General features: G+C 74.1%; 21 protein-coding genes and 1 pseudogene. 13 read left to right on the top strand and 9 right to left on the bottom strand.

From position 1 onward, the window contains the following. The first annotated feature begins 86 nt into the window (after positions 1-86). Together ACFRQN_RS14990 and ACFRQN_RS14985 are read left to right on the top strand one after the other, a co-directional pair. On the top strand, positions 87-1,541 hold the full coding sequence (locus ACFRQN_RS14990; protein WP_049660024.1) for an NAD(P)H-quinone dehydrogenase: 1,455 nt from the start codon (positions 87-89) through the stop codon (positions 1,539-1,541). A 236-nt stretch (positions 1,542-1,777) separates the two neighbouring features. Continuing rightward, positions 1,778-2,734, top strand: a complete 957-nt coding sequence (locus ACFRQN_RS14985) for a DeoR/GlpR family DNA-binding transcription regulator (RefSeq protein ID WP_241853005.1) — start codon at positions 1,778-1,780, stop codon at positions 2,732-2,734. A gap of 79 nt (positions 2,735-2,813) precedes the next feature. Here the strand turns inward: ACFRQN_RS14985 and ACFRQN_RS14980 are convergent, their stop codons facing one another. The 6 genes from ACFRQN_RS14980 to ACFRQN_RS14955 form a co-directional block, all read right to left on the bottom strand. Further along, positions 2,814-4,589: an acetyl/propionyl/methylcrotonyl-CoA carboxylase subunit alpha gene (locus ACFRQN_RS14980; protein WP_380740748.1), complete on the bottom strand. Its 1,776-nt coding sequence runs from the start codon at positions 4,587-4,589 to the stop codon at positions 2,814-2,816. Positions 4,590-4,825: 236 nt separating this feature from the next. After that, positions 4,826-5,560, bottom strand: coding sequence for a hypothetical protein (locus ACFRQN_RS14975; protein WP_380740746.1), 735 nt, complete (start codon positions 5,558-5,560; stop codon positions 4,826-4,828). Positions 5,561-5,625: 65 nt separating this feature from the next. After that, positions 5,626-6,228, bottom strand: a complete 603-nt coding sequence (locus tag ACFRQN_RS14970) for a Maf family protein (RefSeq protein WP_380740744.1) — start codon at positions 6,226-6,228, stop codon at positions 5,626-5,628. 47 nt (positions 6,229-6,275) lie between these two features. Next, the gene (gene mmpB, locus ACFRQN_RS14965; protein WP_181970605.1) at positions 6,276-6,416 is read right to left on the bottom strand and encodes a morphogenic membrane protein MmpB; all 141 of its coding nucleotides are present in this window, start codon (positions 6,414-6,416) and stop codon (positions 6,276-6,278) included. A 138-nt stretch (positions 6,417-6,554) separates the two neighbouring features. After that, entirely contained in the window at positions 6,555-6,773 is a 219-nt protein-coding gene (locus tag ACFRQN_RS14960; RefSeq protein WP_049655770.1) for an acyl-CoA carboxylase epsilon subunit, read from the bottom strand. 29 nt (positions 6,774-6,802) lie between these two features. Beyond that, positions 6,803-8,392 (bottom strand): acyl-CoA carboxylase subunit beta, encoded by a 1,590-nt coding sequence (locus ACFRQN_RS14955; RefSeq protein WP_049655771.1) that lies wholly within the window; start codon positions 8,390-8,392, stop codon positions 6,803-6,805. A 232-nt stretch (positions 8,393-8,624) separates the two neighbouring features. On the opposite strand from ACFRQN_RS14955, the gene ACFRQN_RS14950 reads away from it, so the two are divergent. The 3 genes and pseudogenes from ACFRQN_RS14950 to ACFRQN_RS14940 all read left to right on the top strand — a co-directional run. Continuing rightward, entirely contained in the window at positions 8,625-9,518 is an 894-nt protein-coding gene (locus tag ACFRQN_RS14950) for a biotin--[acetyl-CoA-carboxylase] ligase (RefSeq protein ID WP_380740742.1), read from the top strand. Between the two features lie 173 nt (positions 9,519-9,691). Beyond that, positions 9,692-10,816, top strand: a complete 1,125-nt coding sequence (locus ACFRQN_RS14945) for an adenylate/guanylate cyclase domain-containing protein (RefSeq protein WP_049655773.1) — start codon at positions 9,692-9,694, stop codon at positions 10,814-10,816. A 378-nt stretch (positions 10,817-11,194) separates the two neighbouring features. Further along, a pseudogene (locus tag ACFRQN_RS14940) lies at positions 11,195-12,421 on the top strand (diguanylate cyclase domain-containing protein); the annotation flags it as partial. Between the two features lie 623 nt (positions 12,422-13,044). Here the strand turns inward: ACFRQN_RS14940 and ACFRQN_RS14935 are convergent. Further along, complete coding sequence (locus tag ACFRQN_RS14935) at positions 13,045-13,665, bottom strand: TetR/AcrR family transcriptional regulator (RefSeq protein WP_380740740.1); 621 nt, start codon at positions 13,663-13,665, stop codon at positions 13,045-13,047. Positions 13,666-13,793: 128 nt separating this feature from the next. Here ACFRQN_RS14935 and ACFRQN_RS14930 point away from each other — a divergent pair, with 128 nt between their 5' ends. Further along, positions 13,794-14,963, top strand: coding sequence for a macrolide family glycosyltransferase (locus ACFRQN_RS14930; protein ID WP_380740762.1), 1,170 nt, complete (start codon positions 13,794-13,796; stop codon positions 14,961-14,963). A gap of 132 nt (positions 14,964-15,095) precedes the next feature. Continuing rightward, positions 15,096-16,673 carry a histidine ammonia-lyase gene (hutH, locus tag ACFRQN_RS14925; RefSeq protein WP_107418822.1) on the top strand — a complete coding sequence of 526 codons (1,578 nt, stop codon included), beginning with the start codon at positions 15,096-15,098 and terminating at the stop codon, positions 16,671-16,673. Positions 16,674-16,719: 46 nt separating this feature from the next. On the opposite strand, the gene ACFRQN_RS14920 is transcribed toward hutH, so the two are convergent. Further along, positions 16,720-17,148, bottom strand: a complete 429-nt coding sequence (locus ACFRQN_RS14920; RefSeq protein ID WP_380740738.1) for a hypothetical protein — start codon at positions 17,146-17,148, stop codon at positions 16,720-16,722. Positions 17,149-17,447: 299 nt separating this feature from the next. On the opposite strand from ACFRQN_RS14920, the gene ACFRQN_RS14915 reads away from it, so the two are divergent. After that, positions 17,448-18,317, top strand: a complete 870-nt coding sequence (locus tag ACFRQN_RS14915; protein ID WP_074003893.1) for a MurR/RpiR family transcriptional regulator — start codon at positions 17,448-17,450, stop codon at positions 18,315-18,317. A 69-nt stretch (positions 18,318-18,386) separates the two neighbouring features. Beyond that, positions 18,387-18,704, top strand: coding sequence for a hypothetical protein (locus ACFRQN_RS14910; RefSeq protein WP_380740736.1), 318 nt, complete (start codon positions 18,387-18,389; stop codon positions 18,702-18,704). A 1-nt stretch (position 18,705) separates the two neighbouring features. On the opposite strand, the gene ACFRQN_RS14905 is transcribed toward ACFRQN_RS14910, so the two are convergent. Beyond that, positions 18,706-19,278, bottom strand: a complete 573-nt coding sequence (locus ACFRQN_RS14905) for a Uma2 family endonuclease (protein ID WP_074003891.1) — start codon at positions 19,276-19,278, stop codon at positions 18,706-18,708. Between the two features lie 182 nt (positions 19,279-19,460). Here ACFRQN_RS14905 and hutU point away from each other — a divergent pair, with 182 nt between their 5' ends. From hutU to hutI, 4 genes are read left to right on the top strand one after another with little or no spacing between them, the layout of a single operon-like run. Then, positions 19,461-21,131: a urocanate hydratase gene (gene hutU, locus ACFRQN_RS14900; RefSeq protein ID WP_049650036.1), complete on the top strand. Its 1,671-nt coding sequence runs from the start codon at positions 19,461-19,463 to the stop codon at positions 21,129-21,131. A gap of 20 nt (positions 21,132-21,151) precedes the next feature. Continuing rightward, complete coding sequence (locus ACFRQN_RS14895; protein ID WP_380740760.1) at positions 21,152-22,333, top strand: allantoate amidohydrolase; 1,182 nt, start codon at positions 21,152-21,154, stop codon at positions 22,331-22,333. Further along, positions 22,324-23,691 (top strand): formimidoylglutamate deiminase, encoded by a 1,368-nt coding sequence (locus ACFRQN_RS14890; protein WP_380740734.1) that lies wholly within the window; start codon positions 22,324-22,326, stop codon positions 23,689-23,691. The genes ACFRQN_RS14895 and ACFRQN_RS14890 overlap by 10 nt, the downstream gene beginning before the upstream one ends. A 32-nt stretch (positions 23,692-23,723) precedes the next feature. Continuing rightward, a complete protein-coding gene (gene hutI, locus ACFRQN_RS14885; protein WP_380740732.1) occupies positions 23,724-24,899 on the top strand; it encodes an imidazolonepropionase in 1,176 nt (391 codons plus the stop codon). Positions 24,900-24,982 lie beyond the last annotated feature (83 nt).

The following is a 24,982-nucleotide window of genomic DNA, read 5'->3' as shown; positions in this document are numbered from 1 at the left end:
GCCCGGGCGGCGGGCGGGCCGGGGCGACTGGACGAACGTACGGGAGCCCCGACCCCGGCGTGGCGGCGCCGCGGGCGTGCGGGACAATGGGGAACGTGACTCGGATCGTGATCATCGGTGGCGGACCCGGCGGCTACGAGGCGGCCCTGGTCGCCGCACAGCTCGGCGCGGAGGTGACCGTCGTCGACACCGACGGTCTGGGCGGATCGGCGGTGCTCACGGACTGCGTTCCGTCGAAGACCCTGATCGCGACCGCGGAGGTGATGACCACCTTCGACAGCTCGTACGAGGAGCTGGGCATCCTGGTCGCGGACGACACCCCGCCCGTCGAGCAGGCGGCCCGGGTGATCGGCGTGGACCTGGGCAAGGTCAACCGCCGTGTGAAGCGCCTGGCGATCGCGCAGTCCCACGACATCACCCAGTCCGTCACCCGGGCCGGCGTCACCGTGCTGCGCGGCCGCGGCCGGCTCGGCACCGGCGGGCAGGCCGTGGACGGCTCCCGCGAGGTGCTGGTGGACGCGCCCGACGGCACCGTGCAGTCGCTGCACGCCGACGCGGTGCTGATCGCCACCGGCGCCCACCCGCGCGAGCTGCCGGACGCCCAGCCGGACGGCGAGCGGATCCTCACCTGGACCCAGGTGTACGACCTGGAGGAGCTGCCCCGCGAGCTGATCGTGGTCGGCTCCGGTGTGACCGGCGCCGAGTTCGCCGGCGCGTACCAGGCGCTCGGCTCCAAGGTGACCCTGGTGTCCAGCCGCGACCGGGTGCTGCCGGGCGAGGACCCGGACGCCGCCGAGGTGCTGGAGGACGTCTTCCGCCGCCGCGGCATGAACGTCATGGGCCGCTCGCGCGCCGAGAGCGTCAAGCGGATCGGCGACCGGGTCGAGGTCATGCTGGCCGACGGCAAGGTGATCGAGGGCACCCACTGCCTGATGGCGGTCGGCTCCGTCCCCAACACCTCCGAGATGGGCCTGGAGGAGGCCGGGGTCAAGCTCAACGACTGGGGCCAGATCCAGGTCGACCGGGTCTCCCGCACCACCGCCCCCGGCGTGTACGCGGCGGGCGACTGCACCGGCGTCTTCATGCTCGCCTCGGTGGCGGCCATGCAGGGCCGGATCGCGATGTACCACGCGCTCGGCGACGCGGTGCAGCCGCTGAACCTCAAGACCGTGGCCTCCAACGTCTTCACCGACCCGGAGATCGCCACCGTCGGCTACACGGCGGCCGACGTGGAGTGCGGCAAGATGGACGCCGTCGTGGTCAAGCTCCCGCTGCGCGGCAACCCGCGGGCGAAGATGCAGGGCATCCGGGACGGCTTCGTGAAGCTGTTCTGCCGCCCGGGCACCGGCATCGTGGTCGGCGGCGTGGTCGTCGCCCCGCGGGCCAGCGAGCTGATCCACCCGATCTCGCTCGCGGTGGACGCCAATCTGACGGTCGAACAGGTGGCCAGCGCCTTCACCGTGTACCCGTCCGTCTCCGGCTCGACCGCCGAGGCCGCCCGGCAGCTGCACATCCGCAAGCGGGTCGACGGCGAATCCTGAGCGTCCGGCGCACAGTTGAGGGCGGTTGCCGATCGGCGACCGCCCTTCGCGCGGGCATGGCCGTCACCCGGACGGCGGGCGCAGTTCCGGGCCATTGACGGCGCGTATTCTACGGTCACGCGCCGCTCGTGCGTGAGCAATTCCCGCTACTAGCTGCAAACGCCTGAAAGCAGACGGTCACGCAGGTTACCGTCGGTTCTGTGTTTGCAGCAGAACGTCGCCAGTTGATCCTCGAAATGGTGCGCGCCAACGGAGCCGTCTCGCTCCGGGAGTTGGCCCGCGTCGTCCAGACCTCCGAAGTGACCGTGCGCCGTGACGTGCGGGCGCTGGAGGCAGAAGGGCTCCTCGACCGCCGGCACGGCGGCGCGGTGCTCCCCGGCGGCTTCAGCCGCGAACCCGGATACCCGCAGAAGACCCACCTGTCCGCGGCGGAGAAGAGCGCCATCGCGGACTTCGCCGCCGGCCTGGTGGAGGAGGGGGACGCGGTGGTGGTCGGCGCCGGCACCACCACCCAGGAGCTGGCCCGCCGGCTGGCCCGGGTGCCCGGGCTGACGGTGGTCACCAACTCGCTGCTCGTCGCCCAGGCCCTGGCGCACGCCAACCGGGTCGAGGTGGTGATGACCGGCGGCACCCTGCGCGGCTCCAACTACGCGCTGGTGGGCAGCGGCGCGGAGCAGTCCCTGCAGGGGTTGAGGGTCAACAAGGCCTTCATCTCCGGCAGCGGTCTGACGGCCGAGCGCGGGCTGTCGACGGCGAACATGCTGTCCGCGAGCGTGGACCGGGCCATGGTGCTGGCGGCCGCCGAGGTGATCGTCCTCGCCGACCACACCAAGCTCGGCGCGGCCGGCATGTTCCAGACCGTCGCCACCGAGACCATCACCCGCCTGGTCACCGACGAGCAGGCCACCGCGGACGACAGCACCGTCCGCGAGCTGGACGCGCTCGCCGACTGCGGGGTGCAGGTCGACCTGGCCCCGCTGGGCGCCGGCCCGGGCGGCGACGCCCCGGTGCACGGCACCGGCAGCGGCCCGATGCACCAGCCCCAGCCCGGCCCGATGGCCCGCCGCGGCGGCCCGCCCCCCGGCGGCGCCCCGCTGCCCGGCCAGCGCCGCCCCGGCGCGCACGGCGGGCCCGTCGCCCCGGGCGGCATGCCGGCCAGGCTGGCCGAACTGGGCCTGCCGCGCGGGCGCTGAGCCCGTACGGTCCGCGGAAACGGGACCGGTCCGCACACCCCCGAGGGGCGTACGGACCGGTCCGGGGTCAGGGACGGTGTCAGTCCTTGATCTCGCAGAGCGCGGCGCCGCTGCTGACGCTCGCGCCGACCTCGGCCTTGAGGCCGGTGACGGTGCCCGCCTTGTGGGCGTTCAGCGGCTGCTCCATCTTCATCGCCTCCAGGACCACGATCAGCTCGCCCTCGGCGACGACCTGGCCCTCCTCCACGGCGACCTTGACGATGGTGCCCTGCATCGGCGAGGCCAGGGTGTCGCCGCTGACGGCCGAGCCGGCCTTCTTGGCGCCCACCCGGCGCTTGGCCTTGGCGGAGCCCGTGGCACCGGCCGCCGGGGCCGCCGTGACGCCCAGCGAGGACGGCAGCGAGACCTCGATCCGCTTGCCGCCGACCTCGACCACCACGGTCTCCCGGGTCTCGGCCTCCTCGCCGTCACCGGCCGCGCCGGCGAACGGCGGGATGGTGTTGTCGAACTCGGTCTCGATCCACCGGGTGAAGACCGTGAACGGCCCGTCGCCGCCGTGCACCTCGGGCGCGAACGCCGGGTCGGTGACGACCGCCCGGTGGAACGGGATGGCGGTGGCCATGCCCTCCACCTTGAACTCGGCCAGCGCGCGGCGGGCCCGCTCCAGGGCCTGCTTGCGGTCGCGGCCGCTGACGACCAGCTTGGCCAGCAGCGAGTCCCAGGCCGGGCCGATGACCGAGCCGGTCTCCACGCCCGAGTCCAGGCGCACGCCCGGGCCGGACGGCGGGGCGAACAGCGTCACGGTGCCGGGCGCGGGCAGGAAGTTCCGGCCCGGGTCCTCGCCGTTGATGCGGAACTCGAAGGAGTGGCCGCGGACCTCGGGGTCGCCGTAGCCGAGCTCCTCGCCGTCGGCGATCCGGAACATCTCGCGGACCAGGTCGAGGCCGGTGACCTCCTCGGTGACCGGGTGCTCCACCTGGAGACGGGTGTTGACCTCCAGGAAGGAGATCGTGCCGTCCAGCGCGACCAGGAACTCGCAGGTCCCGGCGCCCTCGTAGCCGGCCTCCTTCAGGATGGCCTTGGACGCCCGGTACAGCTCGGCGTTCTGCTCGGCGGTCAGGAACGGCGCGGGCGCCTCCTCGACCAGCTTCTGGTGGCGGCGCTGGAGCGAGCAGTCACGGGTGGAGACGACCACCACGTTGCCGTGCTTGTCGGCCAGGCACTGGGTCTCCACGTGCCGCGGGTTGTCCAGGTAGCGCTCGACGAAGCACTCGCCGCGGCCGAAGGCGGCGACGGCCTCGCGCACCGCGGACTCGTACAGCTCGGGGATCTCCTCCAGCGTGCGGGCGACCTTGAGGCCGCGTCCGCCGCCGCCGAAGGCCGCCTTGATGGCGACCGGCAGGCCGCGCTCCCGGGCGAAGACGACGACCTCGTCGGCGCCCGAGACCGGGTCCGGCGTGCCGGCCACCAGCGGGGCACCGGCCCGCTGGGCGACGTGCCGGGCGGTCACCTTGTCGCCGAGGTCGCGGATGGCCTGCGGCGGCGGGCCGATCCAGATCAGACCCGCGTCGAGGACGGCCTGGGCGAAGTCGGCGTTCTCCGACAGGAACCCGTAGCCGGGGTGGACGGCGTCCGCACCGGAGTCGGCGGCCGCCTTGAGGACCTTGGCGATGTCCAGGTAGCTGGTAGCGGGGGTGTCACCGCCCAGCGCGTAAGCCTCGTCGGCCGCGCGGACGTGCAGCGCATCCCGGTCCGGCTCGGCGTAGACGGCGACGCTGGCGATACCGGCGTCCGAGCAGGCACGGGCGACGCGGACAGCGATTTCCCCGCGGTTGGCGATGAGCACCTTGCGCACTGTGGCTCCCTTCTTGAACCTCGTTGAGTTTATGGATTCCTGGGCAGTACCGGCGAGTAGCCCCGGGTTGTGAACTATCCCACACGCTCGGTGATGGGTTTTCCGGGCCCGCTGGCGGCCCCGTGGACGACGTCGCAGGTCGGCGCCGGTCCGCCCGGATCGGCGGGGGCCACAGCGGGTGACCGGCCCGCGGCGCGGCGGGAGGGTGGCATGGGCCACAGTCTCGCGCGGGCCGCTCAAGCGGCGCCGGAGCGGGCGGCGGGCCGCCGCAGCGCCTCGGCCGTCACGTCGGCCGCCACCTCGACCATGTCCGGCCCGTACGCCTCCGGGTTGACCACCCGCAGGACGAGCGCGAAGGTGCCGTCCTGCCCGTACCTCCGGGCGAGTTCGCGGTGGTGGGCGACCAGGTAGCGCACCCCGGCCTGGTTGGCGGTGCCGGTCTGGCCGGAGACCAGGAACACCGGGCGGCCGCCGTCCGGGGTGGCGATCCGGGCGAGCAGGACGTGCGTCTCGTCCGGGCCGGCGGTGAAGTCCCGCTCGCCCACCACGAGGACGTTGCTGCCCGGGCCCGGCCCCGAGGTGATCAGCACGCCCGGCAGGCCCCAGGCCAGGTGCGCGGCCATCCGCTCGTTGCTGACCGGACCGCCCAGGCACAGCTCGGTCTTGGCGCCCAGGCCGCGGTGCGCGGCGTCGTGGGCCACCAGCTCGGGCCGCGCCCCGCACTCCTCGACCAGCCCGGCCAGCCACATCAGCGCGTACGCGTCGCGCCGGGTCACGGTGTGGGCGTGCGAGCCCGTCCCGATGCTGCGCGGCACCACGATCAGGCACTCGCTGCCGCCCGGCAGCCCGAAGAACGCCCGCACCCGTTCGACCCTGCGGCGCCGCCGCAGCGCCTGGGCGAGCCAGCCGAGGCCGGCGCTGATCGCGCTGGCCACCAGGCCGAGCACCACGTTGAGCACGCTGTCGGTCATCTGCCGCGTCCCCTCCCCGTTCGAACGCCGGTCAGCTTAGGGCCACGACCGCGGGCTCCGGCAGGTCAGTTGGCCCACAGGTCCGTGATGCGCACGTCGAGGTCGGCGAGCAGCCGGCGCAGCAGCGGCAGGGAGAGGCCGATGACGTTGCCCGGGTCGCCGTCGATGCCGTCGATGAACGGCGCGGAGCGGCCGTCCAGGGTGAACGCCCCGGCCACGTACAGCGGTTCGCCGGAGGCCACGTACGCGGCGATCTCGGCGTCGTCCGGGGTGCCGAAGCGGACGGTGGTGGAGGCGGTGGCCGAGGACTGCCGGCCGGTCGCGGTGTCGATCACGCAGTGGCCGGTGCGCAGCACGCCGGAACGTCCGCGCATCGACTGCCAGCGGGCCAGCGCCTCGGTGGCGTCGGCGGGCTTGCCGAGGGCCCGGCCGTCCAGTTCCAGGACGGAGTCGCAGCCGATCACCAGCTCGCCGTCGGCGAGTTCGGCGGCGACGGCCTTCGCCTTGGCCTCGGCCAGGACGAGGGCGAGCTCGGCGGGGGTGGCGGCGGTGATCGCGTCCTCGTCGACGCCGCTGACCACCACGCGCGGGTCGAGGCCCGCCTGGCGCAGCAGCCCGAGGCGGGCGGGGGAGGCGGAGGCGAGGACGAGGGGGTGCTGGTCGGTCATGTCCACCAGCGTAGGGGGTGCCGGTGTCCGCCGTTCGGGTGAACGGCTCAGGTGAAGGAGCGGGAGATCATGATCAGCACGGCGCCGACCAGCACGAGGGCGGCGAGCACCTTGCCGGCCCGCTGCATCCGCTCCTGCATCCGACGGGCCTCGGGCGAGGGCTCGTCACGGGGGTCTGACCAGAGCACCCGTCCAGAGTGCGCCGCGCGGGGGTGCGGGCGCCTGAGTATCCGTACTCAGGTTTCGGGCAAAGCGGGCGCCGGGCGCCCGGTACGGCACGGAGGGGGAGGGCGGCGGGGCCGTCCTCCCCCTCCACGCCGCGGAGTTCAGTGCGCCCAGCCCGAGGTCCGCCAGGCGTTCGGGCCCGGACGGGCGGCGAGACGGAGCCGGCGGGCGCGGTCGCCCCAGGGGGAGTCCGGGCCGGCGCCGGCCCTGCGGGCCGCCTCGGCGGCGGCCTGTGCGGCGGCGGCCCGGGCCTGGACCACCGCCAGGACGGTGGCCAGCTCCTCGGGGGTCGGCTGCCCGTGCAGCACGTGGATCGACATGGCTGGTTCTCTCCCGACAGGGACGGGGCCTACAGGGGGATGTTGCCGTGCTTCTTCGGCGGCAGCACCTCGCGCTTGCCGCGCAGCGCCCGCAGGCCGCGGACGATGTGCCGGCGGGTCTCGCTCGGCGCGATCACCGCGTCCACGTAGCCGCGTTCGGCGGCCAGGTAGGGGTTCAGCAGGGTTTCCTCGTACGAGGCGATCAGCTCGGCCCGCTTCTCCTCGGCGGTGCCGGCCGCCTCGGCCTCGGCGATCTCCCGGCGGTGCAGGATGTTGACCGCGCCCTGCGCGCCCATCACGGCGATCTGCGCGGTCGGCCAGGCCAGGTTGAGGTCGGCGCCCAGGTGCTTGGAGCCCATGACGTCGTACGCGCCGCCGAAGGCCTTGCGGGTGATCACGGTGATCAGCGGGACGGTGGCCTCGGCGTAGGCGTAGATCAGCTTGGCGCCGCGCCGGATGATGCCGTCCCACTCCTGCTCGGTGCCGGGCAGGAAGCCGGGCACGTCCACGAAGGTCAGCACCGGGACGTTGAAGGAGTCGCAGGTGCGGATGAAGCGGGCGGCCTTCTCGCTGGCGTTGATGTCCAGGCAGCCGGCCAGGTCCATCGGCTGGCTGCCGACGATGCCGACGGACTGGCCCTCGACCCGGCCGAAGCCGGTGATGATGTTGCCCGCGAACAGCGGCTGGGTCTCCAGGAACTCGCCGTCGTCGACGATGTGCTCGATCACCTTGCGCATGTCGTACGGCTGGTTCGCCGAGTCCGGCACGATGGTGTCGAGTTCGAGGTCCTGCGCTGTGACGGTGAGGTCGGCCTGCTCGGGGTAGGACGGCGGGTCGCTCAGGTTGTTGGAGGGCAGGTAGGAGAGCAGGCTCTTGACGTACTCGATCGCCTCCTTCTCGTCCGCGGCCAGGTAGTGGGCGTTGCCCGACTTGGTGTTGTGGGTGCGCGCGCCGCCCAGCTCCTCCATCGCGACGTCCTCGCCGGTGACGGTCTTGATCACGTCGGGGCCGGTGATGAACATGTGCGAGGTCCGGTCGGCCATCACCACGAAGTCGGTGATCGCGGGGGAGTACACCGCGCCGCCCGCGCAGGGGCCCATGATCAGCGAGATCTGCGGGATGACGCCGGAGGCGTGCACGTTGCGGCGGAAGATCTCGCCGTACAGGCCGAGCGAGACCACGCCCTCCTGGATCCGGGCGCCGCCGGAGTCGTTGATGCCGATGACCGGGCAGCCGGTCTTCAGCGCGAAGTCCATCACCTTGACGATCTTCTCGCCGAAGACCTCGCCGAGCGAGCCGCCGAAGACGGTGAAGTCCTGGGCGAACACGGCGACCTGGCGGCCGTCCACGGTGCCGTAGCCGGTCACCACGCCGTCGCCGTACGGCCGGTTCCTCTCCTGGCCGAAGTTGGTCGAGCGGTGCCGGGCGAACTCGTCGAACTCCACGAAGGAGTCCTCGTCCAGCAGTTCCACGACCCGTTCACGGGCGGTCAGCTTGCCCTTGGCGTGCTGCTTCTCCACGGCCTTGGACGAGCCGGAGTGCACCGCCTCGTCCAGCCTGCGCCGCAGGTCGGCGAGCTTGCCGGCGGTGGTGTGGGGGTCGTACGGCGCCTCGGTCATCCGGTGGCTCTCCCTGATCCATGGCCGCGACCTGTTCGAGTGCGCGCGGGGCCGGGTGGTGGGCCCGCGCATGAGGGCAGGGCGGCGCTACGAACTACCGCTGGGTAGCGTAGCCAGCGCGGAGGGCTATCCGGCACGTCCCGGCGTCATGACCATCGACACAGTTCTGTTGACGGGTGTTCTGCGGGACGATGGGGCGGCCTACGTCCCGGACCCGCTCTAGGGTTTTCCCATGACCGCACCCGAGACCCCCCGCCGCAGCGGACTGCGCGGCTTCGGCCACGCCGGACCGTCGCCCTGGACCGACCTGGACCGTCCGCCGCTGGACGAGGAGGCGCTGCGCCGCGACCTGCTCGTCCCGGGCGGCCTGTGGACCTCCCTGGACGTCGTCGCCGAGACCGGCTCCACCAACAGCGACCTCGCCGCCCGGGCCGCGGCGGGCGCCGGACAGGGCGCGGTGCTGGTGGCCGAGGCGCAGAGCGCCGCCCGCGGCCGGCTGGACCGGCGGTGGACCGCCCCGCCCCGCTCCGGGCTGTTCCTGTCCCTGCTGCTGCGCCCCGAGGAGGTGCCGGTCGAGCGGTACGGCTGGCTGCCGATCCTGGTCGGGGTGGCCGCGGCCAGCACGCTGGGCCGGGTCGCCGGGGTCGAGGTCGGGCTGAAGTGGCCCAACGACCTCCAGACGGAGATCGACGGCGCGGAGCGCAAGCTCGGCGGCATCCTCACCGAGCTGGCCGGCGGCGCGGTGGTGGTCGGCATGGGCCTCAACGTCTCGCTGCGCGCGGAGGAGCTGCCCGTCCCCACCGCCGCCTCGCTCGCGCTGGCCGGCGCCACGACCACCGACCGGGGCACCCTGCTGCGCGCCCTGCTGCGCGAACTCGCCGAGCTGTACCGGGAGTGGACGGCCGCCGCGGGCGACCCGCACGCCAGCGACCTGCTGCGCGCCTACGTGGACCGCTGCACCACGCTCGGCCGCCAGGTGAAGGTGCACCTGCCGGGCGACCGCGAGCTGGTCGGCGAGGCCGTCGCGGTGGACGGCGACGGGCGGCTGGTGGTCCGCACACCCGACGGCGTACGCCGGGCGGTCGGCGCGGGCGACGTCGTCCACGTACGCCCCGAGCCCCGCTGAACGGCACTCTTCACCTCTCCTTGACCCGGGCTGATGCCCCGGATCCGACGATTCCGTGCGAACATTCCACCTGGCAGCGGTGTGAGGCGCGCCACTGCCCGCCCGGGTGGCGGAGTGCGCGCCCGGACAGGTAGGACACGAGGCGAGTGCGGCGATCGCACGGGGACGGACCGGTGGCAGAGGACGGCAGCAGCGGCGCGACGGCGGGCAGCAACGACCCCACGGTCGCGCTCGAACTGGAGCGCCTGATCCTGGACGCGCCGCGCCGCTACACCCCGTACCAGGCCGCGCGCGCCGCCGACGTCCCGATGGAGCTGGCCACCCGCTTCTGGCGCGCCATGGGCTTCCCGGACATCGGGCAGTCCCGGGCGCTCACCGACGGCGACGTGATCGCGCTGCGGCGGCTGGCCGGCCTGGTCGAGTCCGGGCTGCTCAGCGAGTCGATGGCGATCCAGGTGGCCCGCTCCACCGGCCAGACCACGGCCCGGCTGGCCGGCTGGCAGATGGACACCTTCCTGGAGAACCTCACCCAGGCCGTCGAGCCCGGGCTGACCCGCGCCGACGTCGCGTACCCGCTGGTCGAGCTGCTGCTGCCGGAGCTGGAGCAGTTCCTGGTGTACGTCTGGCGGCGCCAGCTGGCGGCCGTCACCGGCCGGGTGGTGCAGGCCGCCGAGGACCACGAGATCACCAGCGGGCGGCTCGCCGTCGGCTTCGCCGACCTGGTCGGCTTCACCCGGCTGTCGCGACGGCTGGAGGAGGAGGAGCTCGGCGAGCTGGTCGAGACCTTCGAGAACACCTGCTCGGACCTGATCGCCGGCCAGGGCGGCCGGGTGATCAAGACGCTCGGCGACGAGATCCTCTACGTCTCCGAGGACCCGGCGACCGCCGCCGAGATCGCGCTGAGCCTGATCGAGGCGCTGGCCGGGGACGACACCATCCCGCCGCTGCGGGTCGGCATGGCCTTCGGCACGGTCACCTCGCGGATGGGCGACGTCTTCGGCACCACCGTCAACCTGGCGAGCCGGCTCACCTCGATCGCGCCCAAGGACGCGGTGCTGATCGACGGCGAGTTCGCCGCCGCGCTGGAGCAGAACGGCAGCGTCGCCCCGGCCGACGCGGAGGGGCCCGGCCTGGCCGAGGCGCTGTCGGCCGCGGCCGGGATGCCCGCCTCCGGGCTGCCGATCCCGGGACCGGACGCCGGGGCCCGGTTCCACCTGCAGCCGATGTGGCGGCGGCCGGTGCGGGGGCTCGGCCTGGTCGAGCCGTGGCTGCTCACCCGGCGGCTGAAGGCCGAGTAGCGCCTGCGCGCAGGGCCGTATGCGGGTTGCGGCTGTACGCGGTGGTGGCCGTACGCGGGTGGCGCGCGTACGGCGGGCCCGCGCGGGGAAGACGCATCCGGTGGACGTACGGGGAGGCGCGCGCTTCGGCCGTCCGCGGGCAGACGCATGCGGTGACGGCGTTCGTGGGCACGCTTCCCCGCGGCGGACGGGCGGTTGCGGGTGCTGAACGGTTGAAACCCGTACGTTCTGCTGCGGGTCCGCCCGGGCAAACGGGGCATAAGCTAACGAAACCGCCCTAGTCTTGGTGCAAGCGGCCGGTCGGGTGCGGCCGGCCGACGGGGGTCCGGCAGGACCGAGCACAGGGAGCGAGGCGAGCCGGTGAGCAGCGAGGCGATCATGACGGACCGCGACTGCGACTGCGGCGGCTCGCGGCACTCCGACCCGCTGCCCGACCTGAGACTGCAGTCCGTGGTCGAGCTGGCCCAGGACATGGCCGCCGCGCTCACCCCGCTGGAGGCCGTCCGGGCCGCCGCCGCCCGGGCCACCGAGGCGCTCGGCGCCACCATGGCCGCCGTCTCGGTCTGGGACCGCGAGTCCGGTCGGCTGCGGGTGCTGGTCAACCACGGCGACCTCGCCCCGGGCGAGGAGGAGCTGCCCGAGGACGAGTCGTACCCGGTCGCCGACTTCCCCGAGATCGTCACGTACCTGGAGGAGCGCTGGACCACCGGGCGGCTGCCGCGCGCCTGGCTGCAGAGCGCCGAGAACAGCGTGCAGCACGCCGGGCACGCCCACCCGACGGCCGGCGCGTACTGCCAGGAGCGCGCCGCGGCGCTGCGCCGGCGCGGGCGGGCCTGCTGCGTGGTCGCGCCGGTCGTGCTGCACGGCCAGGCCTGGGGCGAGCTGTACCTCGCCCGGTCGGCCGGGATGCCGGAGTTCACCGAGGCCGACGCCGACTACGCGACCCTGCTCGCCGCCCAGGTCTCCGCCGGGCTGGCGCAGACCGAGCGCCTCGCCGACCTGCGCAGGCTCGCCTTCTCCGACCCGCTCACCGGCCTGGCCAACCGGCGCGCCGTCGACGCCCGGCTGGAGAGCGCGCTGGAGGCGCACAACCGGGACAACACCGTGGTCTCCCTGGTGGTCTGCGACGTCAACGGGCTGAAGCGGGTCAACGACCAGCTCGGCCACGAGATGGGCGACCGGCTGCTGGAGCGGTTCGCCCACCAGCTCTCGCTGGCCGCCGCCAAGCTCCCCGGCAGCCTCGCCGCCCGGCTCGGCGGCGACGAGTTCTGCCTGCTCGTGGAGGGGCAGAAGGCCGACGAGGTGGTCTCCGTCGCCGAGGAGCTGTGCGCCCGGGCGCTCGCGCTCTCCGAGGGCGAGGGTGTGGCCTGCGGGGTCGCCTCCACCGGGGACTCGATCGGGCCCGTCACCACCCCCGACCGGCTGTTCCGGCTCGCCGACGCCGCCCAGTACCGGGCCAAGGCCGCCCGGGCCGCCCACCCCGTCGTCGCCGGGCGCAGCCACGGCCCCGGCTTCTCGCCCGACCCCACCGTGCTGCTCGCCGACGCCGCCGACCCGCACCACCGGGCGGACGGGCGGCGCGGGCCGAACGGCCGGGCCGGGGCGGGCGACCGGCGGCGGTTCCGCGGCGCCGCCCACAGCGCCGACCCCGGGCAGCTGCTCACCGCCGTGCTCGCCTCCCTCGACCAGGCCGCCACGGCCCGGGCCGTCCACCCCGCGGACACCCTCGGCAAGCTGGTCGTCGTCGCCGAGGCCTCCGCCCGGCTGCTGGACGCCGTCGGCTGGTGGGTCTCGTACGTCCCGCCCGGCTCCCACCTCATGCGCACCGCCCAGCACGCCGTCTACCGGATGACCAGCGGCCCCAGCAGCGTCCGCGCGGAGACCCAGCGGGCCCAGATCGAGGCCCCCGACGCGGTCTTCGACCTCCGGCACTACCCGATGACCCGCCGCGCCGTCCGCGGCGGCTCCTTCGCGCTGCGGGCGGGCGCGGCCGGCAACGACCCGGCGGAGGAGGCGATGCTCGTCGTCTCCGGGTACCGGGGCATGGTGGCCGCGGGCGGCCAGAACCCGGCCGGTGGCTGGCTGGTGGAGCTCTTCGCCGACGACGCGACGCTGCCGCTGGGACAGGCCGCCTCCGCCATGCGCGCCCTGGTCTCGGTCGCCCTGGCGGGGCCGGCCTCGCCGCCGGTGGTCTGAGGGGCCGGCCGCGGTGGTGGCCGTCCGCTGGTTCAGGCGCCGGAACCGCCGCCGGCGGACGGCGGGTTGAGGGCCCGCAGGGCGGCGTCGACCAGGCGGTCGGCGTGCTCGTGGGTGAGCGGGCCGAGCCGGTACTGCCAGCGGTAGTAGAGCGGGCCGTAGACGATTTCGACGGCCAGGTCGAGGTCGGTGTCGGGGGCGATCTGGCCGGCCTCGCGGGCGCTGCGGAGGCGGTCGCGGGTGACGGCCAGCAGGGGGTCCAGCAGGCGGGTGCGGTGCTCGGCCTGCAGTGCCGGGTCGTTGAGGATCTCCGCCATGATCGCCCGGTAGGTGCGGTCGGTGTCCGGGTCGGCCAGCTCGTCGCTGGTGGGGCGCAGGACGGCGCGGAGGTCGGCGGCGAGGTCGCCGGTGTCGGGGAGCGCGATGCCGCCCTCGTGCTCGCCGGCGGCGAGGAAGGCGTCGAAGACCACGGCGCCCTTGGAGGGCCACCACCGGTAGATGGTCTGCTTGCCGACGCCGGCCCGGGCGGCGATCGCCTCGATGGTCAGCCTGCCGTAGCCGATCTCGGCGACGAGTTCGGTGGTGGCGGCGAGGACGGCGGAGTGCGCGCGCTCGCTGCGTCGGGCGGGGTCGGGAGCTGTTCTGGAGGCCATGGAAAAAATTCTATGCGAAACAACGAGACGAGACGTATTGTCTTCCCATGCCATCGCGAGACGGATCGTCTCGTCTCATCCCCCGTTCCCCGGAGGTGCCCGTGAACCGCCCCCCTGCACACATCCTGATGGTCTCCATTCCCGCTCATGGGCATGTCAACCCCAGTCTCGCGGTGATCACCGAGCTGGTCGCCCGGGGCCACCGGGTCAGCTACGTCAACGACCCCTCCTTCCGGGAGGTCGTCGAGTCCACCGGCGCGACCTTCGTCCCGTACCCGACCAAGCTGCCGCTCACCGACGACCCGGCCGGCTGGCCGTCGGACCTGGTGGCGATCCAGGAGGTGTTCCTGGACGACACGCTGTCGATGTGGCCCGTCCTGCTGGAGGCCTTCGAGGACGACCGCCCCGACGTGGTGCTCTACGACATCGGCGGCTTCGCCGGGCGGGCGCTCGGCGAGCGGCTGGGCGTGCCGGTGGTGCAGCTGTCGCCCGCCTTCGTCGGCTGGGAGGGCTTCGAGGAGGACCTCGCGGCGATGTTCGAGCCGATGCGCAACGGCCCGGGCGGCCCCGAGCACTACCGCCGGTACGCCGACTGGCTGGTCGAGGCGGGCGCGGTGCAGCGCGACGTGGAGGGCTTCAAGAACCGCCCCGAGCGGTGCGTCGCGCTCGTCCCACGCGCCCTCCAGCCCAACGTCGACCGGGTCGACGAGCAGCGGATCAGCTTCGTCGGGCCCTGTTTCGGCGACCGCGCCCACCAGGGCGAGTGGCAGCGGCCGGAAGGCGCCGAGAAGGTGCTGCTGGTCTCGCTCGGCTCGGCCTTCACCCACCAGCCCGCCTTCTACCGGGCCTGCGTGGAGGCCTTCGGCGACCTGCCGGGCTGGCACACCGTGCTCCAGGTCGGCAAGCACACCGACCTGGCCGAGCTCGGCGAGGTGCCGGACACCGTCGAGGTGCACCGGTGGGTGCCCCAGCTGTCGGTGCTCTCCCAGGCGGACGCCTTCGTCACCCACGCGGGCATGGGCGGCTCCAGCGAGGGGCTGTTCCACGCCGTGCCGATGATCGCGGTGCCGCAGGCCGCCGACCAGTTCGCCAACGCGGACGCCCTGGTCGGCCTCGGCGTCGCCCGCCGGCTGGACACCGAGCAGGCCACCGCGGAGGCGCTGCGCGCCGCCCTGCTGGAGCTGACCGGCGACCCGGCGGTGGCCCGGCGGCTGGCCGAGCTGTCCGCCGCCGGCCGGGCCGAGGGCGGCACCACCCGGGCCGCGGACCTGATCGAGGCCGAGCTGCGCGTGTCGTGACGCCGCCCGTGCCGTGATGCGGGGGGCGATAGGGGGCCGCGGTGTGCGGCGCCGATCCGGAGGGCGGAGAATCCGGATGGCGAGCACCTGTTGTCATATCTTCATTCACCTGATGAGATGGTGTATATGGATATGCACAGTGCTGTGGCCCCCGACGCTCCGCTGGTCCTGGTCGGCAAGGCCGACGTCGGTGCCGAGGACGTCCTGGCCGTCGCCCGGGGGAACGCCCGGGTCGAGATCGGTCCCGACGCGCTGGCCGAGATGGCGGCCGCCCGTGCGCGGATCGACGCCCTCGCGGCCGAGCCGCGCCCCGTCTACGGCGTGTCGACCGGCTTCGGCGCGCTCGCCGTGCGCCACATCAGCCCCGAGCTGCGCGCCCAGCTGCAGCGGTCGCTGGTGCGCTCGCACGCCGCCGGCATGGGGCCGGCGGTCGAGCGCGAGGTGGTCCGCGCGCTGGTGTTCCTGCGGATGAAGACGCTGGCCTCCGGCCGTACCGGCGTCCGGCCGCTGGTCGCGCAGACCATGGCCGCCCTGCTCAACGCGGGCATCACCCCGGTGGTGCGGGAGTTCGGCTCGCTCGGCTGCTCCGGCGACCTCGCGCCGCTCTCGCACTGCGCGCTGGTCCTGATGGGCGAGGGCACCGCCACCGGCCCGGACGGCGTGGAGAAGCCCGCCGCCGAGCTGCTCGCCGCCGCCGGCATCGAGCCCGTCGAGCTGCTGGAGAAGGAGGGCCTCGCCCTCATCAACGGCACCGACGGCATGCTCGGCATGCTGGTGATGGCCATCGCCGACCTCCAGCGGCTGTTCACCACCGCCGACATCACCGCCGCGATGAGCCTGGAGGCGCTGCTCGGCACCGACAAGGTGCTCGCCCCCGAGCTGCACGCCCCGATCCGCCCGCACCCGGGCCAGGCGCTGAGCGCCGCCAACATGCTCGCCGTCCTCAAGGACTCCGGCCTCACCGGCCACCACCAGGACGACGCCCCGCGGGTCCAGGACGCCTACTCGATCCGCTGCGCCCCGCAGGTGGCCGGCGCCGGCCGGGACACCCTGGCGCACGCCCAGCTGGTCGCCGCGCGCGAGCTGGCCGCCTCGGTCGACAACCCGGTGGTGCTGCCGGACGGCCGGGTGGAGTCCAACGGCAACTTCCACGGCGCCCCGGTCGCGTACGTGCTGGACTTCCTCGCCATCGCCGCCGCCGACCTCGGCTCGATCTCCGAGCGCCGCACCGACCGGCTGCTCGACAAGGCCCGCTCGCACGGCCTGCCGGCCTTCCTGGCCGACGACCCGGGTGTGGACTCCGGCCTGATGATCGCCCAGTACACCCAGGCGGCGCTGGTCAGCGAGAACAAGCGGCTCGCCGTCCCGGCCTCGGTCGACTCGATCCCGTCCTCCGCGATGCAGGAGGACCACGTGTCGATGGGCTGGTCGGCCGCGCGCAAGCTGCGCCAGGCGGTGGCCAACCTCGGCCGCATCCTGGCCGTCGAACTGACCGCCTCCGCCCGCGCGCTGGAGATCCGCCGGCAGGCCGACGGGGCCGGCGGGCTCGCCCCGGCCACCGCGGCCGCGCTGGCCGCCGCCCGCGAGGCGGGGGTCGGCGGCGCCGGCCGCGACCGCTTCCTCTCGCCGGACCTGGAGGCCGCCGCCGAACTGGTCGCCTCCGGCGAGCTGGTGCGCGCGGTCGAGCGGGTCACCGGCCCGCTGGCCTGACGTCCGTCCGACCGGGCCGATGGCGCCGCCGCGGGGTGACGGGGACTCAGTCCCAGTCGTCGCTCCGCGGCGAGCGCTCCCCGCGGCCCCCGCGGTTGCGCAGCTCGCCCAGGGCGGCGGCCAGGTTGACCCCGACGATGCCCGCCCAGCAGACCACCAGGCCGGCGAAGCCGCCGCTCTCCGGACTGCCCGCGATCGCCGTCAGCGGGACGCCGATGACCAGCGAGGTCACCGCGAGCCCGGCGTTGGAACGCTTGCCGAAGCCCGGACGACGGGAGTGGCCCCGGTGCCGGAAACGCGGCTCGTCGTCGTCCAGCCGCTTGGCCACCGAGCGCTCGACCCGGGCGTCCAGACGGGCGTCGAGCCGCCTCATGAAGGAGTCGACGAGTTCGTCCTCGTACTCCTTGCCGAGCTCCTTGCGGGCCTGGAGGGTGGCGTCGAGGTCGCGCCGCAGTTCGTCCTGACGAGTGTCCATAGGACCAGAGTGGGGCCGCGGGGGCGTCCGGTCCATCCGTTCGCGGGAGGAATCCGGGCGGGCTCAGGGAGAAATCAGGGTTGCCCCGCCCCGGCCCGGGTCTGTCCGACCCCGGCCCGGGTTTGCCCGATCCCGGCTCAGGTCTGTCCGACCCCGGCCCACCCGGCCCGGACCACCGCCGGGCCGTCCGACCCGCGGGGCGTCCCACCGGACGTCCCGCCGTACGAGACGTCTTTGCCAGGCGCCGCCCGCTCCTGCACAGTCGTCGTCCGAACCGCACGCACCCGGAGGTACCGCTGATGACCGCCACCGACGAGGCCGGCAGCGTCGGCCCCTCCGCCCGGCTGCTCCAGCTCTTCGAGGGGCACCGGCTGACGCCGACCCAGCGCCGGATCGCCCACTCGCTGGTGCGGCACGCCACCGAGGCGCCGTTCCTGTCCAGCGTGGAGGTCGCCGAACTCGCGGGCGTCAGCCAGCCGTCCGTCACCCGCTTCGCGGTCGCGCTCGGCTACGACGGCTACCCGGCGCTGCGCAAACAGCTGCGCGAACTCGGCGGCGGCGAACCGGCCGCGCCGGAGACCCCGGACGACGCGGTGCGCAACGAGCACCAGCAGGCCGTCCTCGCCGAGATCGCCCACCTGCGCCACCTCGCCGAACTCCTCGCCGACCCGGAGCCGATCATCCGGGCCGCCCGGCTGCTCGCCGCCTCCCGCCCGCTGCCGGTGCTCGGCCTGCGGGCCGCCTCGGCGCAGGCGCGCGGCTTCGCCTACTTCGCGTCCAAGGTGCACCCGGACATCCGGCTGCTGGACGAGGGCGGCAGCATGCTCGCCGACCGGCTGGAGCAGGCCCGGGCGGCCGGTGCCAGCGCGCTGCTCTGCTTCGCCCTGCCGCGCTACCCGCGGGAGCTGATGGACGCGCTGACGGTGGCCCGCGAGTGCGGGCTGACGGTGCTGACCGTCGCCGACAGCGCCTTCGCGCCGGTCGCCAAGCTGTCCGACCTGATGCTGCCGGCCGCCGTCGGCACCGGGCTGGTCTTCGACACCGCGTGCGCGCCGATGATGCTCGGCCGGGTGCTGCTGCAGTCCATGTGCGACGAACTCCCGGGCGCGGAGGCCCGGTTGGAGGCGATCGAGCAGTCGGCGGCGGCGCGCGGACTCTTCCTGGAATAACCGCGGCCTGCGGCGGCGGGGGAGTAGCCGCCACGAACCCGGGCATCCCCCCTGCAGGGGGTGCCGCCCATGCGCGTGATCCACGAGATGAAGTTCGTCGCCCGCCTCTCCTCGGGTGCCGACGAATGGTCCTGCCCCACCTGCGGACGCCGCGTCACCCTGCGGCGCCTGCCCGAACCCGAATTGACCGTCCTCGACCCGGGCGACGAGTCCGCCGTCCACGTCGGCGTCATCGAACCCGACGCCCGCGCCGCCGCCGAGAAGTACGGCCTCGGCCCCGTCCAGAACATCCCCCGCCCGCCCTCCCCGCCCACCCCCGACGCCGACGACCGCCGCTGGCTCGCCGAGATCGGCATCGACTGGGACGGCGGCGACGCCGCGGCGTGACTCAGGCGCGCGGCGCGTACAGCGGAAGGCCGGAGGTGTCCAGCTCGGCGGGCAGAGGTGCGGGCAGCGGGACGGGCTCGCCGTACTTGCCGAGCAGGATGCCCTGGTACGCCCCGTCGCGGGGGTGGGTGTGGAGTGCCCAGGTGCCGTTGCGAGGGTCGAGTGCGAGCAGGGCCGGGGCGCCGGCGCTCGCGTACCAGTCCGTCTTGGTGGAGACGGCCTTCACACCCTCCGAGTTGGAGATCACCTCGACGACGAGGGCCGCCTCGTGGGGGTCGGCGAGCCACCGGTCGTCGTTCTCCCAGTCGACGGGGAGGACGATCAGGTCGGGCGTGGCGTAGTCCTCGTCGTTGCCCGGCATGTAGATGGACGACACCTCGTAGGCGCCCAGGTCGGCGGGCAGTCGGGGGTCCAGCTGGATGCGCAGCCGTCGGACGGTTCCCGCGTGCTTGCCGCGAGGGGTCGGGGACATCACCAGGGTTCCTCCGATGATCTGGACGCGAAGTCCCGTGCTCTCCTCGATCTCCTCCGCCGCATCCCGGAGTCTGCCGGGCCGCACGGTGATGGCCGTCATCGTGTCCTCCGCTCTCTGGTGCTGGGCCGAGTGGCTGGTGTCCGCCGGGTTCAGGCTAGCGCGCCAAGTGGGCCGGTGCCGGGGCTGATCGGATGCCTTCGGGGTCTGGTCGAAAGCTGGCTGTTTAGTTATATTCAATCGAACACAGCTTGAATGAATCCATCCGCAGGGAGGCCGTGACTATGGTGCAGCAGCAGGCGAGCGGGCCGCGAGAGGTGCGCGCGGCGCGGGGGACGGGGCTGACGGCGCAGGGGTGGCAGCAGGAGGCCGCCCTGCGGATGCTGATGAACAACCTCGACCCGGAGGTGGCCGAGCACCCGTCGAAGCTGGTGGTGTACGGCGGGACGGGCAAGGCGGCGCGGGACTGGCGGTCCTTCGACGCCATGGTGCGGACGCTGGAGGGGCTGAAGCAGGACGAGACCATGCTGGTCCAGTCCGGGCGGCCGGTCGGCGTGATGCAGACCCACGAGTGGGCGCCGCGGGTGCTGATCGCCAACTCCAACCTGGTCGGCGACTGGGCCAACTGGGAGGAGTTCCGCCGGCTGGAGAGCCTCGGGCTCACCATGTACGGGCAGATGACCGCCGGCTCGTGGATCTACATCGGCACCCAGGGCATCCTCCAGGGCACCTACGAGACCTTCGCGGCCGTCGCCGGCAAGCGCTACAACGGCTCGCTGGAGGGCACCATCACCCTCACCGCCGGCCTCGGCGGGATGGGCGGCGCCCAGCCGCTGGCCGTCACCATGAACGGCGGCGTGGCGATCTGTATCGACTGCGACCCGTCCCGGATCGCCCGCCGGATCGAGCACCGCTACCTGGACGTCGAGGCCAAGGACCTCTCCCACGCGCTGGAGCTGGCCACCGCCGCCCGCGACAAGAAGCAGCCGCTCTCCATCGGCGTGCTGGGCAACGCCGCCGAGCTGGTCCCGCAGCTGCTCGCGATGGACGCGCCGATCGACATCGTCACCGACCAGACCAGCGCCCACGACCCGCTGGCCTACCTGCCGGTCGGCGTCGCCTTCGAGGACATGGCGGACTACGCCGCCGCCAAGCCCGCCGAGTTCACCCAGCGGGCCCGCGAGTCGATGGCCGCGCACGTCGAGGCGATGGTCGGCTTCCTGGACCGCGGCGCCGAGGTCTTCGACTACGGCAACTCGATCCGCGGCGAGGCCCAACTGGCCGGGTACGACCGCGCGTTCGCCTTCCCCGGCTTCGTCCCGGCGTACATCCGCCCGCTGTTCTGCGAGGGCAAGGGCCCGTTCCGCTGGGCGGCGCTGTCCGGCGACCCGCAGGACATCCACAAGACCGACAAGGCCGTCCTCGACCTCTTCCCGGAGAACGAGTCGCTGGCCCGCTGGATCAAGCTGGCCCAGGAGAAGGTGCACTTCCAGGGCCTGCCGGCGCGCATCTGCTGGCTCGGCTACGGCGAGCGCGACAAGGCCGGCGAGCGCTTCAACGACATGGTCGCCTCCGGTGAGCTGTCCGCCCCGATCGTGATCGGCCGCGACCACCTGGACTGCGGCTCGGTGGCCTCCCCGTACCGGGAGACCGAGGCGATGCTGGACGGCTCCGACGCGATCGCCGACTGGCCGCTGCTCAACGCCATGGTCAACGTCGCCTCGGGCGCCTCCTGGGTCTCCATCCACCACGGCGGCGGCGTCGGCATCGGCCGCTCGATCCACGCCGGCCAGGTCACCGTCGCCGACGGCACCGCGCTGGCCGGGGAGAAGATCCGCCGGGTGCTCACCAACGACCCGGGCATGGGCGTCATCCGGCACGTGGACGCCGGCTACGACCGGGCCACCGAGGTCGCCGCCGAGCGCGGTGTCCGCGTCCCGATGGGCGAGCTGTGACGGTTCCGTCGTTCGAAGAGATGTGGGCGGAGCTGCTCCCCGTGGGCCGCTCCGCCGCCTCCGGCGGCTACCGCCGCTTCGCCTGGAACTCCGCCGACGCCGAGTGCCGCGCCTGGTTCGAGCAGCAGGCCCGCAGCCGCGGCCTGGCGTACGAGCTGGACCGCAACGGCAACCAGTGGGCCTGGCTGGGCGATCCGACCGCCGGCGGCGCGGTCGTCACCGGCTCGCACCTGGACTCCGTCCCGGACGGCGGCGCCTTCGACGGCCCGCTCGGCGTGGTCTCCTCCTTCGCCGCACTGGACGAACTGCGCTCCCGCGGCGCGGAGTTCACCAGGCCCCTGGCGATCGTCAACTTCGGCGACGAGGAGGGCGCCCGGTTCGGCGTGGCCTGCATCGGCTCCCGGCTGACCGCCGGGGTGCTCTCCCCGGAGCAGGCGTACGGGCTGCGCGACGCCGACGGCGTCCGGCTGCCCGACGCGATGGAGAAGGCCGGCTACGACCCCACCGCGATCGGCGCGGACGAGGACCGGCTGGCCCGGATCGGCGCCTTCGTCGAGCTGCACGTCGAGCAGGGCCGCTGCCTCGCCGAGGGGCAGCCGGTCGGTGTGGCCGGGGCGATCTGGCCGCACGGCCGCTGGCGGTTCGACTTCCACGGCGAGGCCAACCACGCCGGCACCACCCGGATCGAGGACCGCCGCGACCCGATGCTGACCTACGCCAACACCGTGCTGGCGGCCCGCAAGAAGGCGAAGCAGGCGGGCGCGCGGGCCACCTTCGGCAAGGTCGCGGTCGAGCCCAACGGCACCAACGCGATCGCCTCGCTGGTGCGCGGCTGGCTGGACTCCCGGGCGGCCGACGAGCGCACCCTCACCGAGCTGGTCGAGGCGATCGAGCGGGCCGCCGCCGAGCGCGGCGAGCGCGACGGCGTCCGGGTCGAGCTGACCCGCGAGTCCTACACCCCGGTGGTGGACTTCGACGGGCCGCTGCGCGACCGGCTGGCCAAGCTGCTGGACGCCCCGGTGCTGCCCACCGGCGCGGGACACGACGCCGGCATCCTGGCTTCGGCGATCCCGACCGCCATGCTGTTCGTGCGCAACCCCACCGGCGTCTCCCACTCCCCGGCCGAGCACGCCGAGCAGGCCGACTGCCTGGCCGGGGTCGCCGCCCTCGCCGACGTACTGGAGGACCTGGCGTGTCATTGACCCCGTCGAGCCCCGTGGCGTACTGGGCCCAGTACGCCTGGCTGCCGCACGACAACGGGCCGGTGGTCGAGCCGGACGTGCTGATCACCACCGGCCCCGGCGGGACGATCGCCGCCGTCGTCCCGGACAGCGGCCCCTGTCCACCCGGCGCCGTCCGGCTCGACGGGCTGCTGCTGCCCGGCCAGGCGAACGCCCACTCGCACGCCTTCCACCGGGCGCTGCGCGGGCACGTCCAGGTCGGCTCCGGCACCTTCTGGACCTGGCGCGACACCATGTACCGGTTCGCCGGCGCGCTGGACCCGGACCGCTACGTGGCGCTCGCCACCGCCGTCTACGCCGAGATGGCGCTGGCCGGCGTCACCGCCGTCGGCGAGTTCCACTACCTGCACCACGCGCCCGGCGGCGCCCGGTACACCGACCCGAACGCGATGGGCGAGGCGCTGATCGAGGCCGCCGCCCGGGCCGGCATCCGGATCACCCTGCTGGACACCTGCTACCTGTCCTCCGGTTTCGGCGCCGAGCCGACCCACCCCCAGCTGCGGTTCAGCGACGGCGACGCCGAGGCCTGGGCCGCCCGGGCGGACGCGCTCAAGCCGCGCGAGCACGCCCGGATCGGCGCCGCCGTCCACTCGGTGCGGGCCGTCCCGGCCGAGCAGCTGGACACCGTCGCGCACTGGTCGGCGCTGCGCGGGGCGCCGCTGCACGTCCACCTGTCCGAGCAGACCGCCGAGAACGACGCCTGCCTGGCCGCGCACGGCGTCACCCCGACCCGGCTGCTCGCCGACCACGGCGTGCTCGGCCCGCGCACCTCGGCCGTGCACGCCACCCACCTGACCGACGAGGACGTCAGGCTCCTCACCGACTCCTCCACCACGGTCTGCATGTGCCCCACCACCGAGCGGGACCTCGCGGACGGCATCGGCCCGGCCCGCCGGCTCGCCTCGGCGGGCTCCCCGATCACCCTGGGCAGCGACAGCCACGCGGTGATCGACCCGTTCGAGGAGGCCCGCGCGCTGGAGCTGGACGAGCGGCTGCGGACGCGGACGCGCGGCCACTGGACGGCGAACGCGCTGCTGCGGGCCGGCACCGAGGACGGGCACGCCTCGCTCGGCTGGCCGGAGGCCGGACGGATCGAGGCCGGGGCGCTCGCCGACTTCACGGTGATCGCGCTGGACACCGTCCGTACGGCGGGCCCGCCGCCCCGGCTGGGCGCCGAGATCGCCGTCTTCGCGGCCTCGGCGGCGGACGTGCGGCACCTGGTGGTCGGCGGCCGGCACGTCGTCCGGGACGGCGTGCACCTGCTGGTGGACGACGTGCCGGGTGCGCTGCGCTCAGCGATCCGCGCGCTGGACTACTGACCCCCGTTCAACCCCCTTCGGAAGGCGTTGTCTTGAGCACCACGACCACCCTGATCACGGGCATCGGCAGCCTGGTCACCAACGACCCCGGGCAGGGCGCCGGGCCGCTCGGCCTGCTCACCGACGCGGCCGTGGTGGTCGACGGCGGCACCGTCGCCTGGGTCGGCCCGGCCGCGCAGGCCCCGGCGGCGGACGAGCGCTTCGACGCCGGGGGCCGGGCCCTGCTGCCCGGCTTCGTCGACTCGCACGCCCACCTGGTGTTCGCGGGCGACCGCACCGCCGAGTTCAACGCCCGGATGTCCGGGCAGGCGTACTCGGCGGGCGGCATCCGGACCACGGTGGCGGCCACGCGGGCCGCTTCGGATGCCGAACTGGAGGCCAACCTGGCCGGGTTCGTCCGGGAGGCGCTGCGGCAGGGCACCACCACCATCGAGTGCAAGTCCGGCTACGGGCTGACGGTCGAGGACGAGGCCCGGGCGCTGCGGATCGCCGCCGGGTACACCCCGGAGACGACGTACCTGGGCGCGCACGTGGTGGCGCCGGAGTACGCCGAGGACCCGGCGGGGTACGTGGAGCTGGTGACCGGCGAGATGCTGGACGCCTGTGCCCCGCACGCCCGTTGGGTGGACGTGTTCTGCGAGAAGGGCGCCTTCGACGGGGACCAGGCGCGGGCCGTCCTGACGGCGGGGATCGAGAAGGGCCTCACGCCGCGCGTGCACGCCAACCAGCTCACGTACGGGCCGGGCGTGCAGCTGGCGGTGGAGCTGGGGGCCGCCTCGGCGGACCACTGCACCCACCTGACGGACGAGGACGTGGCGGCGCTGGCGGGGGCGGCGACGGTCGCGACGCTGCTGCCGGGGGCGGAGTTCTCGACGCGGGCCGAGTACCCGAGCGGGCGCCGACTGCTGGACGCGGGCGCGGTGGTAGCGCTGTCCACGGACTGCAACCCCGGTTCCAGCTTCACCAGTTCGATGGCGTTCTGTATTGCCGTGGCGGTGCGCGAGATGGGCATGACCCCGGACGAGGCGGTCTGGGCAGCCACCGCGGGCGGCGCCCGCGCCCTGCGGCGCAGTGAGGTCGGGACGGTGGCGGTCGGCTCGCGGGCGGACCTGCTGCTGCTGGACGCGCCCTCGCATGTGCACCTGGCCTACCGCCCGGGCGTGCCGCTGACGGCCGCGGTCTGGCGCGCGGGCGTCCGCGAGGTCTGAACGGTGGGTTCGCGTCGCCCCGTCGAGCAGCGGCGCGACGGGGCGACGTGCTGTTCAGGGGGTGGCGGTGTGGTGGTGGGAAA

This window comes from Kitasatospora sp. NPDC056800 (genome assembly GCF_042789775.1).
Lineage (GTDB): Bacteria > Actinomycetota > Actinomycetes > Streptomycetales > Streptomycetaceae > Kitasatospora.
This window is presented reverse-complemented; position numbering and strand designations above follow the sequence as displayed.